This window comes from Rahnella variigena (genome assembly GCF_003610915.1).
In the GTDB taxonomy this organism is placed as follows: domain Bacteria; phylum Pseudomonadota; class Gammaproteobacteria; order Enterobacterales; family Enterobacteriaceae; genus Rahnella; species Rahnella variigena.
Genome location: NZ_NSDJ01000001.1, coordinates 1490934 through 1505060, shown reverse-complemented (window position 1 = coordinate 1505060; position 14127 = coordinate 1490934). Strand labels below are relative to the sequence as shown.

Sequence of the window (14127 nt, the reverse complement as noted above, 5' to 3'; positions counted from 1 at the left end):
GTATTCTCCGTGCGCATTTTAAGGCTGAACCACAATAATTTCTTGAGATGGATCAACGTGCTGCATCTGCAATTTCTCCGTTGCGATGCGTTCTACCCGGCTGTGATCGCCGAGAGCATTCTCTTCCAAGATCAGGTTGCGCCATTCGATATCCAGCGCGTCCCGTTCCAGTACTAATTGTTCGCGCTGAGCCGTCAGCAAACGCGTACGGTGAGCGGTTGTGACCACTAAGATTGCGCTGACCAGAACGGCAATCAGCAAAATCAGCGGGATCTTGCCATTGCGCAAAATATCGCTGGCAATAACCCCCACTAAACCGTGGCGTTCGTTGCCGATCACGCTGTCGTTCTCTCAGCAAAACGCAGAACTGAACTGCGTGCGCGAGGGTTTTCCGCGACTTCAGCGTCTGAAGGCATCATCTTCCCGACGGACTTCAGGGAACGTCCGCCAAGCTCAGCGATTTGCGCTTCGGTCATCGGGATACCCGCTGGCACTTGCGCGCCACGACTGTGCTGGCGAATAAAACGCTTCACAATACGGTCTTCCAGAGAGTGGAAACTGATCACCGATAAACGACCTTCAGGTGCCAGAATTTCCAGAGCGCCATCCAGCGCGCGTTCGATTTCTTCCAGCTCACTGTTGATGTAAATACGGATAGCCTGGAAGCTGCGCGTGGCCGGATGTTTGTGTTTTTCCCGGACCGGAGAAGCGTTGGCAATCAAATCCGCCAGCTCTTTGGTTCGGGTCATCGGCAGCTCACGGTTACGCTCAACGATCGCGCGGGCAATTCGCTTGGCAAAACGTTCTTCGCCGAACGTTTTCAGCACCCAGGCAATGTCTTCGGCTTCCGCTTTCATCAGCCATTCAGCCGCTGAATAACCACGAGTTGGATCCATACGCATATCCAGAGGCCCGTCGCGCATAAATGAGAATCCGCGTTCAGGATCATCAAGCTGCGGAGAAGAAACACCTAAGTCCAGTAATACGCCGTCGATCTTGCCTTCGAGGCCGCGATCACGCACATAGTCAGCGAGATCAGAGAAAGGTCCGTGAACAATCGAAAAACGAGGATCATCAATGGATTCTGCGGCTTTGATCGCTTGTGGATCACGGTCAATCGCCAGCAAGCGTCCGTCCGGCCCAAGCTGGGACAGAATCAAACGTGAGTGGCCACCGCGGCCAAAAGTTCCGTCTATGTAAATGCCGTCCTGACGAATGTTAAGGCCGTTAACGGCTTCATCCAGCAAAACGGAAGTGTGTTTGTAGTTTTCAACCATGCTTATAATGACAAGTCCTGTAATCGATCAGAAAGGGGTTCCTGAGACGATTGTTCAGCGTCGATGTCTTCCTTAACTTGTTGATACCAGGTCTGTTCATCCCACAGTTCAAACTTATTGAACTGCCCAACCAGCATCACTTCTTTTTCGAGCCCGGCGTGCTGTCGCAATGTTGTTGCAATCAGCAGGCGCCCGGCGTTATCCATCTGACATTCACTCGCATGCCCGAGTAAAAGGCGCTGAATACGGCGCTCAACAGGGTTCATGCTCGACAGACGGGACAATTTTTGTTCGATAACTTCCCACTCAGGGAGGGTGTAAAGGAGGAGACATGGGTGATGGAGGTCTATGGTGCAAACCATTTGACCTTGCGATTCTTCGCTCAGCAAATCCCGATAGCGGGTAGGTACGGCAAGTCGCCCTTTGCTGTCGAGGTTAACCATCGTCGCGCCACGAAACATGACCGATCTACCCCTCTGTGACCTTTTTCACCACTTTCCCCCACAAATTCCCACAGAAAAGAGTTTACGGATGGTTTTAAAACCTTGTCAAGCCAGAGCAGAGAAGGTTTGGCATTATTTACGCAGCCAGGCAATTACTTAGCGCAAGGTGATGATGTTTTTTAGAAGGGGAGAGAAAATAACGTCATGATTAGTTGAAGAAATTTCGGAGGGTTAATAATTTCGTTTAAAAAAAAGCCAAACTGAACATTATTTAACTATTTATATTCTTCTGCTAGCTAACTCTCATTTCCTGACTGTTTTGCCATAACAAAAATCATTTTCAGTTTTTTTATGGCTGTCACGTCTACATCATCATCATTTTACCTGCCAACCCGCAGGACATCAGTCTTCCGGCTGATTCAAAACTCATCAGCAACGCGTCAGACCATAACTGCGGGAAATTAAGCGGGGAATTCTACAGCACTTTTGCAGGGAGCATTAACGTATTTTAGAAATTGATTGGCAGGTTTATATCAGTTCAGGAAAGACAAAAACATTTGTTAATAATTCAGCAGTCTGGGAATGTTCTTAATTTACCCATTCTGGTTATATGGGAATTTTCGTATTCGATTATCACAACCGGCAAGATGCTTTATTCATTGTTACTTATGAAACGTGTTGCTGAGACGGGAAAACAACGGGCAGTCAGGATGAATGCCCGCAGGAGGTTTATTTGCGGCTCAGACGGCCACGGCGGAACAAATTACGCCGGATACGGGTCAGCCCGGCTTTCGGTTTTTTCGGCTCATCGAGACAGGCCAACACCAGTTCCAGCACGCGTTCAGCCACATCACGGTGACGCTGCGCCACAGCGAGAACCGGACACTCCAGGAAATCGAGCAACTCGTTATCGCCGAATGTGGCAATCGCCAGATCGACCGGCAGCCGCCCTTCCGTTTTCAGCGTCACGTCCATGACACCCTGCAACAACTGGAATGAGGTGGTAAATAACGCCTGTGGCATCGGGTTGGTTTTCAGCCATTCAGCAAAGACGACGGCAGCCGATTCGCGATCGTAGGCATTGGCGTAAAGGTATTTCGGCTGACGGGGATCATCAGCCCAGGCCTGACGAAATCCTTGTTCACGCAGGAAGCTCACAGAAAGCTCCGGCAGTGCGCCGAGATAGAGTACCGATTCAGCCGGGAACGTGCGCAATTCCTGCGCCAGCATCAGTGCGTCTTCCTGATCGGCCCCGACCACGCTGATGAAGTGCTCAGGGTCCAGGGCACGGTCGAGCGCAATGATCGGGAAATCATCGTTAGCCCAGCGCTGATAGAAAGGGTGTTCCGGCGGTAAAGACGTGGAAATGATGATGGCATCAACCTGACGCTGCAGAAGATGTTCGATGCAACGCATTTCATTATCAGGCTGATCTTCAGAGCAGGCAATCAGCAACTGATAGCCACGCTGACGGGCCTGCCGCTCAAGGAAATTGGCAATTTTGGTGTAGCTGGTGTTTTCCAGGTCAGGGATCACCAGACCAATAGAGCGGGTTCGACCGGCGCGCAGACCTGCTGCCACCGCGTTCGGGTGATAGTTATGTTCCTTCACGACAGCCATGACTTTCTCGACTGTCTTATCGCTGACACGATACTGTTTCGCCTTGCCATTAATCACATAACTGGCCGTGGTACGCGAAACGCCCGCTAACCTCGCGATCTCATCCAGCTTCACTGAGCAAACCCCTTAATAAAGATAATGCTTTATCTAACCGCAGAAGCCCCTGCCGGGCAAGGTGTTTTACCGAATCGCTTCACCTGACTCGCAAAAAAGAAAGCCCGGCTCATGAGCCGGGCTTTTAACTATCAGCAAAACTTCACATCTTGCTGATTATTTGAGCTTTAACGCATAATCTTGTCGCCACGCGAAACACCGACCACGCCGGAGCGTGCAACTTCCACAATTTCAGCCACATCACGGATGCTGGCTAAAAATGCGTCAAGCTTGTCGCTGGTTCCCGCCAGCTGAACGGTGTAAAGCGTGGCGGTGACGTCCACGATCTGACCACGGAAAATCTCAGTTGAACGTTTAACTTCTTCACGGCCATAGCCTGAAGCCTGCACCTTCACCAGCATGATTTCACGCTCAACGTGAGCGCCCTGTACCAGCTCGGTCACGCGCAGTACATCGACCAGCTTATGCAGTTGCTTTTCGATTTGCTCGAGCACCTTGGCATCGCCGACGGTCTGAATGGTCATGCGTGACAGGGTCGGATCGTCAGTGGGTGCCACGGTCAGGCTTTCAATGTTGTAGCCACGCTGAGAGAACAGGCCGACTACACGGGACAACGCGCCCGATTCGTTTTCCAGTAAAACTGATAAAATCCGGCGCATGATCAGGTCCTCTCCGTTTTGCTTAACCACATTTCGTCCATCGCACCGCCACGGATGTGCATCGGGTAAACGTGTTCTGTTTCATCTATGCTGATATCCACAAATACCAGACGATTTTTCTGTTCCAGCGCCAGCGCCAGTTTGCTTTCCAGCTCATCCGGCGTGCGGATTGCGATACCCACGTGCCCGTAAGCTTCCGCCAGTTTCACAAAATCAGGCAGAGATTGCATATAGGATTGGGAATGACGGCCGGAGTAAATCATGTCCTGCCACTGCTTTACCATGCCGAGGTAACCGTTGTTCAGGTTCACCACGATCACCGGCAAATCGTATTGCAGTGCAGTCGACAGTTCCTGAATGTTCATCTGAATACTGCCGTCGCCGGTCACGCAAATCACTGTTTCATCCGGCAGACCGAGTTTTACACCCAGCGCGGCTGGCAGGCCAAAGCCCATCGTGCCGAGGCCACCGGAGTTGATCCAGTGTCGCGGCTTGTCGAATTTATAATACAGCGCAGCAAACATCTGATGCTGGCCGACATCCGACGTCACGTAAGCATCGCCTTTGGTCAGACGGTGCAGCGTTTCGATAACCGCCTGCGGCTTGATGGTGCCGGTATTTTTGTCGTAGCTCAGGCATTCGCGGCCGCGCCAGTTTTCAATGTTTTGCCACCAGTCACGCAGCGCATCGAATTCCTGCTTTTCATCGCTTTGTGCCAGCAATTCGAGCATCTGAACCAGTGTCTGTTTTGCATCACCGACAATGGGAATATCCGCATTCACGGTTTTAGAAATGGACGTCGGGTCGATATCGATATGCATGACTGTCGCATTCGGGCAATATTTCGCCAGATTATTAGTAGTACGGTCGTCGAAACGCACACCTACGCCGAAAATCAGATCCGCACTGTGCATCGCCATATTGGCTTCGTAAGTGCCGTGCATACCGAGCATGCCAAGGCTCTGACGATGCGTGCCAGGGAAAGCGCCCAGACCCATCAGAGAACTGGTTACCGGCAGATTCAGTTTCTCTGCCAGCTGCAGCAGCTCAGCATCACACTCAGAGTTGATCGCGCCGCCGCCGACGTACAGCACCGGTTTTTTAGCCGCCAGCAAGGTCTGGACGGCACGTTTGATTTGCCCGCGATGGCCCTGTACCGTCGGGTTGTAGGAGCGCATTGTTACCTGCTCAGGATAGGCGTAAGGCAGTTTGATCTGCGGATTCACCACGTCTTTTGGCAGGTCAACGACAACCGGCCCGGGACGGCCGGTAGACGCCAGATAAAACGCTTTTTTCAGCACAGTCGGAATATCTTCCGCGCGCTTTACCAGAAAACTGTGTTTCACCACCGGGCGGGAAATGCCCACCATGTCGCATTCCTGGAACGCGTCATAACCAATGAGTGAACTGTGGACCTGACCTGATAGCACCACCAGTGGAATGGAATCCATATAAGCCGTGGCAATACCGGTGATCGCATTGGTTGCGCCGGGACCTGAAGTCACCAGCACCACGCCCACGTCACCCGTGGCGCGCGCATAACCATCAGCCATATGAACAGCACCCTGTTCATGTCTCACCAGCACATGATCTATCCCACCGACCGTATGCAGGGCATCATAGATATCCAACACCGCTCCGCCGGGATAACCGAATACGTGCTTAACGCCCTGGTCGATTAACGACCGGACGACCATCTCGGCTCCTGACAACATCTCCATGGTTTTGCCTCCAGGCTTTTTGTTTCTTCTATAGGATGACTTTTTATTTCAGCTAGCTGTTCTATCAGGCAACGATTTATGGGGGAAACCGCTGAATTTTAGGACTTTCTATCGGGATTAAAAAACCCTGCTGTTCTTATTGGCGTTCACAAACCTAACTCAGTACCTTAGCGTCAGAATCTGAGTCAGGCAAACGCCAAAAAGGGTCAGGAAATATCGTTATATCGGCTCGCACTGCCTTCATTCTTCTGCCCGGCACAAAACACTGCCTGAGAGTAACAACCAGTCAGAAATATCAGGAAGGCCCGAAAAATTACAGTATTAAATTATGTCCGTGACGGACATACAAATGAGGATGAAACCGGCAAACGCATGTTTGCCGGTAATTGCGCAGGGAAAAGGGGAAACAGATCCGGAAGGAATTACTCGCGGTAAAGCTGGTCGATTTCTTTCTGATATCGGCTGAAGATGATTTTGCGCCGCAACTTAAGCGTCGGGGTCAGCTCACCATCCTCCATCGTGAAAGGCTTGGTCAGCAGTACAAATTTTTTCACCTGCTCAAAACCGGCCAGCTCATGCTGGATCTCGCGCAACTGATGCGCAAACAGTGAAAGAATTTGCTCGTTTTTAACCAGCCCGGTGCGGTTCAGATAATCGATATGATGGTTTTGCGCGTAAACGTTCAGCACGTCAAAATCAGGCACAATCAGCGCGGAAACAAAGTGACGTTCATCGGCGATCACCGCCGCCTGCTCAATGTAACGATCCTGCACCAGCGTGCCTTCGATACGCTGCGGCGCAATGTATTTGCCGCCCGAGGTTTTCATCAGATCCTTCAGCCGTTCGGTGATGAACACATTGCCTTCTGAGTCCATTTTTCCGGCATCGCCGGTTTTAAACCAGCCATCAGCCGTAAAACTGGCCGCCGTTTCTTCCGGCTTATTAAAATAACCTCTTAAAAGCGTCGGGCCGCGAACCTGGATTTCATTTTCTTCGCCAATGCGCACTTCAATTTCGGGTAACGCTGTCCCGACCGAACCGAAGCGGAAATCGTTTTCTTCCCAGCAGGTAACGGTGGCGCAGGTTTCTGTCAGACCGTAACCGTATTTGATTTTCAAACCAAGTGATTCGAAAAACAAGATCACGTTATCGTCAAGACTGGCGCCCGCTGCCGGCAGAAAGCGTAAATTTCCGCCCAGCAGATTGCGCAGCTTTTTCAGTACCAGTTTATCGGCGATGAAATACGCCGGGGAAAGCCAGAAGGGATAACGCGCTTTACGGCGTTCAGTCAGAAACTTCTCTTTGCCCTGCGCGACAGCCCAGTGGAACAGTCGTTTTTTTAAGGTTCCGGCGCGAGCCACTTTGTCATGTATGGCGCTGAACACTTTTTCGTAGAAACGCGGAACGGCGCACATCACTGTGGGTTTAACGGCCTGCAACGCATCGCGCACCAAATCGGTTTCACGCAGGAAAACATTCTGCGCGCCGCTGTGCATAACGAAGAAACTCCAGGCACGCTCAAAAACATGCGCCAGCGGCAGGAAGCATAACGAGACATCGCGGTCAGAAATACTCAGGCGTTTTTCATGCTGCTTTAGTTGCGTCGCCATGCTGACGTAATCGAGCATGACGCCTTTCGCCTCCCCCGTTGTTCCCGAAGTATAAATCAGCGTGAAGAGATCGTTGAGGTCACAGGCGTTAACCCGCGCCTCACGTTCAGCCGCCAAAACTCTGTCCTGAGGAACAATGCCTGAAACATGCCGGGCAATGGACACACCGCGCAAATCAACGTCGTTATCGAGCACAAAGATATGTTTCAGTTGCGGGCACAGTTCACGCAACGCCACCGCCGCATCATACTGACTCTGCCCGACAACGAACAAAATGCGGATATCGGCATCATTAAGCACATATGCAGACTGCGCGGGGGTATTGGTCGCATACACGGGCACGGTGACGGCCCGTAACTGCAAAATCGCCAGATCGGTCATCGCCCAGGCCATCGAGTTTTTTCCGCAAATGGCGATCCGCTCCTGGATACCCACGTTCTCCTGAAGCAAAACGTCGGACAGCGCATCGACTTTCTCACCGAGTTCACGCCAGGTGAGCGTGCTTTCAGCCACAGGCGACCATTCACGGAATGCAATTTTTTCAGCACGGCTGATGACTTGATGGCGAAAACGGGTGATCAGGTGGTAGTCATTTAAGGTTGGATTCATTGAGCGTCTATACCGGCGTCCAGCGCAATCAGATAAAGGAGGGAGCTGACTGCATAGCTCTGTTACAAAGATTTAACGCAGTCTACCGGCAAACATTGCACGGTGAAATCAAATTGTAGAAGCACAGGTGCTCTTTTGGAAAACCAGGAAGGACTTTTAGAAATGAAAAAAACCTGCGTGGCTCTAACGAGGCGCAAAAACCAGGCAGGATAAAAAACCACAAAGAAAACCATAACCAGCCATTTTTACTGTGTAAGGAAACACAGTAAAAATGGGACGTATCAGAGTCACCCGCTATAAAGAAAGAATGCATTGGCTTAATAACGACTTCATCCACATATTGCCTTTATCTTTACTGGAAGATTCATGCCATGACAGGTAGCACGTCAGATTGTTCTTCATCCAGGGTAACGGTATCACGGACAGATTTAATATTCCGGCACTCGATTGTGCCATCCAGCGCGGTACCAGCGCGACCATATCTGTTTTCGACACTATTTCCATTACGCTGGAAAGATCTGTTCCCTGATAAGCAATCAGAGAATGCATTTCGGGGTCATCATAATAAGGTGAACTGAATGAATAAAAACGATCAAGCATCATGACCGCATGTTTTTCTTTCAGATATTTTTCATCTGACATATGCGGACTTATCCGCGGATGTTTTTGTGCCGCCACTAAAACCAGTTCATCATTAAATAACGCCTGATTACAAAAGTCCGGGCGGTCGAATTTACGATAACTGATCATGAATTCAATATTCTGATAACGTAACTGATGCTCAATATTGTCATTCACAATGGTTTGCAATTTAATACTGACATCCGTCGATAAAGTGTCGACCGCATTCAGTACCTGCGAAGTCAGACGTTTGTCCAGCGGACTGCAAATCGCCACATTGAATTCACGAATACTCACGTTAGGATCGAAACCCGCTCCCGGGAGTTCGTTCATCACCAGTTGCAGAGCCTGTCGGATGGGGCCAAATAACTGGCGCGCTCGCATTGTTGGCTGGATCCCACGCCCAAAGCGGACAAACAAATCATCATTAAACATGATTTTTAACCGGGCGACGGCGTTACTCACCGCCGGTTGGGACATCCCCAACATATTAGCTGCGCGAGTAATATTTTGTAATTGCATCACGGCATCAAATACCGTTAACAAATTCAAATCTACATTGCGAAGGTGTGTTTCCGCTTCAGGAGGTTTAGTTTGATTGTCTGTAGTCAGATCGGACATTACATTTCCTATTCAAGATACCTCAGCCTGTTTAAGACTGATTACCTTTAATTATTCGTTTTTAATAAAATGTCACCGAAATGAATTCGGGCATACAAAAAACCAGCAGATGAATTCAGTAACGCAATGAATTCTATTTTCGGAAAGAAATCGGCTCTCATTTCCAATAATCAGAAAGATAAATGCTATCTTAATTTCATCTAGGCAAAACTGATGATATAGAACAATAAAATGTTTATAGAAACAACATGCGGAAAATGAATAATAAGTTAAGCTCCACTAAATCATTTATAACCCACTGTATTCAATAGTTTATTACTATTGACCAGATAAGTTAATGTCCATTTTGAGACTGTTTTTTTTCTTTACTGCCGCCTGAATGAACAAAAACCTTCGTTCCAGATACATTTGGCAAACTAGTTTTTAATGCTAAATGAGATGAATTATCATTTTTAAATTTCCACACCTTGAAGGTTGACATACCGCACACATTCCCGTATCACTTTAAGCACTGTTTGAACGATGTACGTTCTGACCACCTGATTACGAGAAGCTGAAACACATGTTTATGATTACCCGTCTCCTAGGCCTACTACTCAACGCAGAAAATTTGCGCGGTAAGCCAGTGGGCGAAAATCAGAACTGATTTCAACTTCCACAGACAATAAACCCGCGCCGATGCGCGGGTTTTTTTTTATCTCTCCGCAGGGCGCGAAAATAAAAGCAGACAAGGAACAACCCATGAGCGAGCAAGTCATTATTTTCGATACCACGCTGCGTGACGGTGAACAGGCGTTACAGGCCAGCCTGAGTGTTAAAGAGAAGATTCAAATTGCAATGGCGCTGGAAAGGATGGGCGTTGACGTGATGGAAGTCGGCTTCCCGGTCTCTTCTCCCGGCGATTTCGAGTCTGTACAAACCATTGCCCGTCAGATCAAAAACAGCCGGGTTTGCGGTCTGGCCCGCTGTGTGGACGGTGATATCGACGCCGCCGCCGAAGCATTGCGCGTAGCAGAAGCTTTCCGCATCCACGTATTCCTGGCCACCTCTACCCTGCATATTGAATCCAAGCTGAAGCGTTCGTTTGATCAGGTGCTGGAGATGGCAACTCACTCCGTGAAACGCGCCCGTAATTACACCGATGATGTCGAATTCTCCTGCGAAGATGCAGGACGTACCCCGCTGGATAACCTGTGCCGCGTTGTAGAAGCTGCCATCAAAGCCGGGGCGACCACCATTAACATTCCTGACACCGTGGGTTACACCACACCGGTTCAGTTCGGTGGCATTATCACCAACCTGTATGAACGCGTGCCTAACATTGATAAAGCGATTATTTCCGTTCACTGCCACGACGATCTGGGCATGGCAGTCGGTAACTCCATCGCAGCGATTCAGGCCGGTGCGCGTCAGGTTGAGGGCACATTGAACGGTATCGGCGAACGTGCCGGTAACACTGCGCTGGAAGAAGTGATCATGGCAATCCGCACCCGCAGCGACTACATGAACGTTCACACCAACATCAATCACAAAGAAATCTACCGCACCAGCCAGATTGTCAGCCAGATCACCAACATGCCGATCCCGGGCAACAAAGCGATTGTCGGTTCTAACGCCTTCGCGCATTCCTCCGGTATCCACCAGGACGGCGTGCTGAAAAACCGCGAAAACTACGAAATCATGACCCCGGAATCCATCGGTCTGAATCAGGTTCAGCTGAACCTGACTTCCCGCTCCGGTCGTGCTGCCGTTAAGCATCGTATGGAAGAAATGGGCTACAAAGAAGCCGATTACAATCTGGATCATCTGTATGCCGCGTTCCTGAAGCTGGCCGACAAAAAAGGTCAGGTTTTCGACTACGATTTAGAAGCACTGGTCTTCATTAACAAGCAGCAGGAAGAGCCTGAGTTCTACCGTCTGGATAACTTCAGCGTGCAGTCCGGCTCCAAAATTACCGCCACTGCATCAGTCAATTTGTCCTGCGGCGATGAAATTATCACCGAAGCCGCCACCGGCAACGGTCCGGTGGATGCCGTATATCAGGCCATCAACCGCATCACTGGTTATCAGATTGAGCTGGTGAAATACCAGCTGAGCGCCAAAGGCCAGGGCCGCGATGCACTGGGCCAGGTTGACGTGGTCGTCTCCTTCAATGGCCGCCGTTTCCACGGTGTCGGCCTGGCAACGGACATTGTCGAATCCTCCGCAAAAGCGATGGTGCACGTACTGAATAACATCTGGCGCAGCAAACAAGTTGAGATTGAAAAACAACGTTTGCAGCAGTCAGGTCAGCAACACAACAACATTCAAAATAATCAGGAAACGGTGTGAACATGAGCAAGCCCCATCATATTGCCGTCTTACCCGGAGACGGAATTGGCCCGGAAGTTATGGCCCAGGCATATAAAGTTCTGGAAGCAGTACGTCAGCGTTTTGGTCTGAAGATCACCACCAGCGAATACGATGTGGGTGGCGCAGCCATCGACAAACACGGCAGCCCGTTGCCGGAAGCGACCGTCGCCGGTTGCGAACAAGCAGATGCCATTTTGTTCGGTTCCGTTGGTGGCCCGAAATGGGAACATTTGCCGCCAAACGATCAGCCTGAGCGCGGCGCATTATTGCCCTTGCGCAAACATTTCAAACTGTTCAGCAACCTGCGCCCTGCCCGTCTGTATCAGGGGCTGGAAGAATTCTGCCCGCTGCGTGCCGACATCGCCGCAAAAGGTTTCGATATTTTGTGTGTGCGTGAACTGACGGGTGGCATTTATTTCGGTCAGCCTAAAGGCCGCGAAGGTCAGGGTATGCATGAGAAAGCGTTTGATACCGAAGTGTATTACCGCTTTGAGATTGAGCGTATCGCCCGTATCGCCTTTGAATCTGCGCGCAAACGCCGCAGCAAAGTGACCTCCATCGATAAAGCGAACGTGTTGCAGACTTCCATTATGTGGCGCGAAGTGGTTAACGAAATCGCTAAAGATTATCCGGATGTCAGCCTGAGCCACATGTACATCGATAATGCGACCATGCAGCTGATAAAAGACCCGTCACAGTTTGACGTGCTGCTGTGTTCCAACCTGTTCGGCGACATTCTGTCTGACGAGTGCGCGATGATCACCGGCTCCATGGGCATGTTGCCTTCTGCCAGCATGAACGAGCAGGCATTTGGTTTGTTCGAGCCTGCGGGTGGCTCAGCGCCGGATATCGCCGGTAAAAATATCGCTAACCCGATTGCACAAATCCTGTCTGCCGCGCTGTTACTGCGTTACAGCCTGGGTGCGGATGACGCGGCCAATGCCATTGAGCAGGCTGTCAATAAAGCACTGGAAGCCGGACACCGTACGGGGGATTTGGCTAACGGTCAGCAGGCACTGGGCACCAGTGAAATGGGCGATATCATTGCCCGCTTTGTGAAAGAAGGGGCATAACATGGCCAAAACTCTGTATCAGAAATTGTTTGATGCGCACGTCGTTTATGAAGCACAAAACGAAACGCCATTGTTATACATCGACCGCCACCTGGTTCACGAAGTGACATCTCCGCAAGCTTTTGACGGCTTGCGCGCGATGGGCCGTCAGGTGCGCCAGCCGGGTAAAACCTTTGCGACCATGGACCACAACGTGTCCACGCAAACCAAAGACATCAATGCGAGCGGCGAAATGGCGCGCATCCAGATGCAGGAATTAATTAAAAACTGTGCGGAATTTGGCGTTCAGTTGTATGACCTGAACCACCCGTATCAGGGCATTGTCCACGTTATCGGTCCTGAGCAGGGCATGACCTTGCCGGGCATGACCATTGTGTGTGGCGATTCCCATACTGCCACGCACGGTGCGTTTGGTTCGCTGGCCTTCGGTATCGGTACATCAGAAGTGGAACACGTTCTGGCGACGCAAACCCTGAAACAGGGTCGCGCCAAAACCATGAAAATCGAAGTGACTGGCGATGCACCTGCCGGTATCACGGCGAAAGATATCGTTCTGGCGATCATCGGTAAAACCGGCAGCGCTGGCGGTACGGGTCACGTTGTAGAATTCTGCGGTAAAGCCATTGAGGCGCTGAGCATGGAAGGTCGTATGACCCTGTGCAACATGGCGATTGAAATGGGTGCGAAAGCCGGTCTGGTTGCGCCGGACGAAACCACGTTTGCCTATCTGAAAGGCCGTCAGTTCGCGCCGAAAGACCAGAACTGGGACGCGGCGGTGGAGTACTGGAAGACGCTGAAAACGGAAGACGGTGCGAAGTTTGACAGCATTGTCACCCTGGACGCGTCTGAGATCGCACCACAGGTCACCTGGGGCACCAACCCGGGTCAGGTGATGGCGGTAAACCAGACCATCCCGAATCCGGCCTCATTTGCAGATCCGGTAGAACGTGCTTCTGCTGAAAAAGCGCTGGCGTATATGGATCTGCAACCGGGCATTAAACTGACTGACGTGGCGATCGATAAAGTGTTTATCGGTTCCTGCACCAACTCCCGTATCGAAGATTTACGTGCGGCGGCAGCCATTGCCAAAGGCCGTAAAGTGGCGAGCGGCGTACAGGCGATTGTGGTACCAGGCTCCGGTCCGGTAAAAGCGCAGGCGGAAGAAGAAGGTCTGGATAAGATCTTCATCGAAGCGGGGTTCGAATGGCGTCTGCCAGGCTGCTCAATGTGTCTGGCGATGAACAATGACCGTCTGGAACCCGGCGAGCGTTGCGCGTCTACCAGTAACCGTAACTTCGAAGGCCGTCAGGGTCGTGGCGGCCGTACGCATCTGGTCAGCCCGGCAATGGCGGCGGCGGCGGCGGTTACCGGCCGTTTCGCTGATATCCGTGAACTGAACTGAGGAAA

The 14127-nt window shown here is 50.9% G+C and carries 11 protein-coding genes; 3 read left to right on the top strand and 8 right to left on the bottom strand.

Going from position 1 to position 14127, the window contains the following annotated elements:
• Positions 1-18: 18 nt before the first annotated feature.
• The 8 genes from ftsL to leuO form a co-directional block, all read right to left on the bottom strand.
• Positions 19-339: a cell division protein FtsL gene (gene ftsL, locus CKQ54_RS06900; RefSeq protein ID WP_112286953.1), complete on the bottom strand. Its 321-nt coding sequence runs from the start codon at positions 337-339 to the stop codon at positions 19-21.
• The gene (rsmH, locus tag CKQ54_RS06895) at positions 336-1277 is read right to left on the bottom strand and encodes a 16S rRNA (cytosine(1402)-N(4))-methyltransferase RsmH (protein ID WP_112286954.1); all 942 of its coding nucleotides are present in this window, start codon (positions 1275-1277) and stop codon (positions 336-338) included. Before rsmH ends, ftsL begins: the two co-directional genes overlap by 4 nt.
• A gap of 2 nt (positions 1278-1279) precedes the next feature.
• On the bottom strand, positions 1280-1738 hold the full coding sequence (gene mraZ / locus CKQ54_RS06890; protein ID WP_112286955.1) for a division/cell wall cluster transcriptional repressor MraZ: 459 nt from the start codon (positions 1736-1738) through the stop codon (positions 1280-1282).
• Between the two features lie 711 nt (positions 1739-2449).
• Positions 2450-3454: a catabolite repressor/activator gene (gene cra / locus CKQ54_RS06885; protein ID WP_113876342.1), complete on the bottom strand. Its 1005-nt coding sequence runs from the start codon at positions 3452-3454 to the stop codon at positions 2450-2452.
• Between the two features lie 167 nt (positions 3455-3621).
• Positions 3622-4113 carry an acetolactate synthase small subunit gene (ilvN, locus tag CKQ54_RS06880; protein WP_013577020.1) on the bottom strand — a complete coding sequence of 164 codons (492 nt, stop codon included), beginning with the start codon at positions 4111-4113 and terminating at the stop codon, positions 3622-3624.
• 2 nt (positions 4114-4115) lie between these two features.
• Positions 4116-5834, bottom strand: a complete 1719-nt coding sequence (gene ilvI, locus CKQ54_RS06875) for an acetolactate synthase 3 large subunit (RefSeq protein WP_113876341.1) — start codon at positions 5832-5834, stop codon at positions 4116-4118.
• Positions 5835-6256: 422 nt separating this feature from the next.
• Positions 6257-8053: an AMP-dependent synthetase/ligase gene (locus CKQ54_RS06870; protein ID WP_120161927.1), complete on the bottom strand. Its 1797-nt coding sequence runs from the start codon at positions 8051-8053 to the stop codon at positions 6257-6259.
• Positions 8054-8347: 294 nt separating this feature from the next.
• Positions 8348-9295, bottom strand: coding sequence for a transcriptional regulator LeuO (gene leuO, locus CKQ54_RS06865; RefSeq protein ID WP_120161928.1), 948 nt, complete (start codon positions 9293-9295; stop codon positions 8348-8350).
• Positions 9296-10036: 741 nt separating this feature from the next.
• Between leuO and leuA the strand changes: the two genes are divergently transcribed.
• Genes leuA through leuC form a run of 3 tightly spaced genes read left to right on the top strand, consistent with a single transcriptional unit; the run spans position 10037 to position 14122 of the window.
• Entirely contained in the window at positions 10037-11626 is a 1590-nt protein-coding gene (gene leuA, locus CKQ54_RS06855; protein ID WP_120161929.1) for a 2-isopropylmalate synthase, read from the top strand.
• 2 nt (positions 11627-11628) lie between these two features.
• Positions 11629-12720 (top strand): 3-isopropylmalate dehydrogenase, encoded by a 1092-nt coding sequence (leuB, locus tag CKQ54_RS06850; protein ID WP_120161930.1) that lies wholly within the window; start codon positions 11629-11631, stop codon positions 12718-12720.
• Position 12721: 1 nt separating this feature from the next.
• On the top strand, positions 12722-14122 hold the full coding sequence (gene leuC / locus CKQ54_RS06845; RefSeq protein WP_113876338.1) for a 3-isopropylmalate dehydratase large subunit: 1401 nt from the start codon (positions 12722-12724) through the stop codon (positions 14120-14122).
• The last annotated feature ends 5 nt before the right edge of the window (positions 14123-14127 follow it).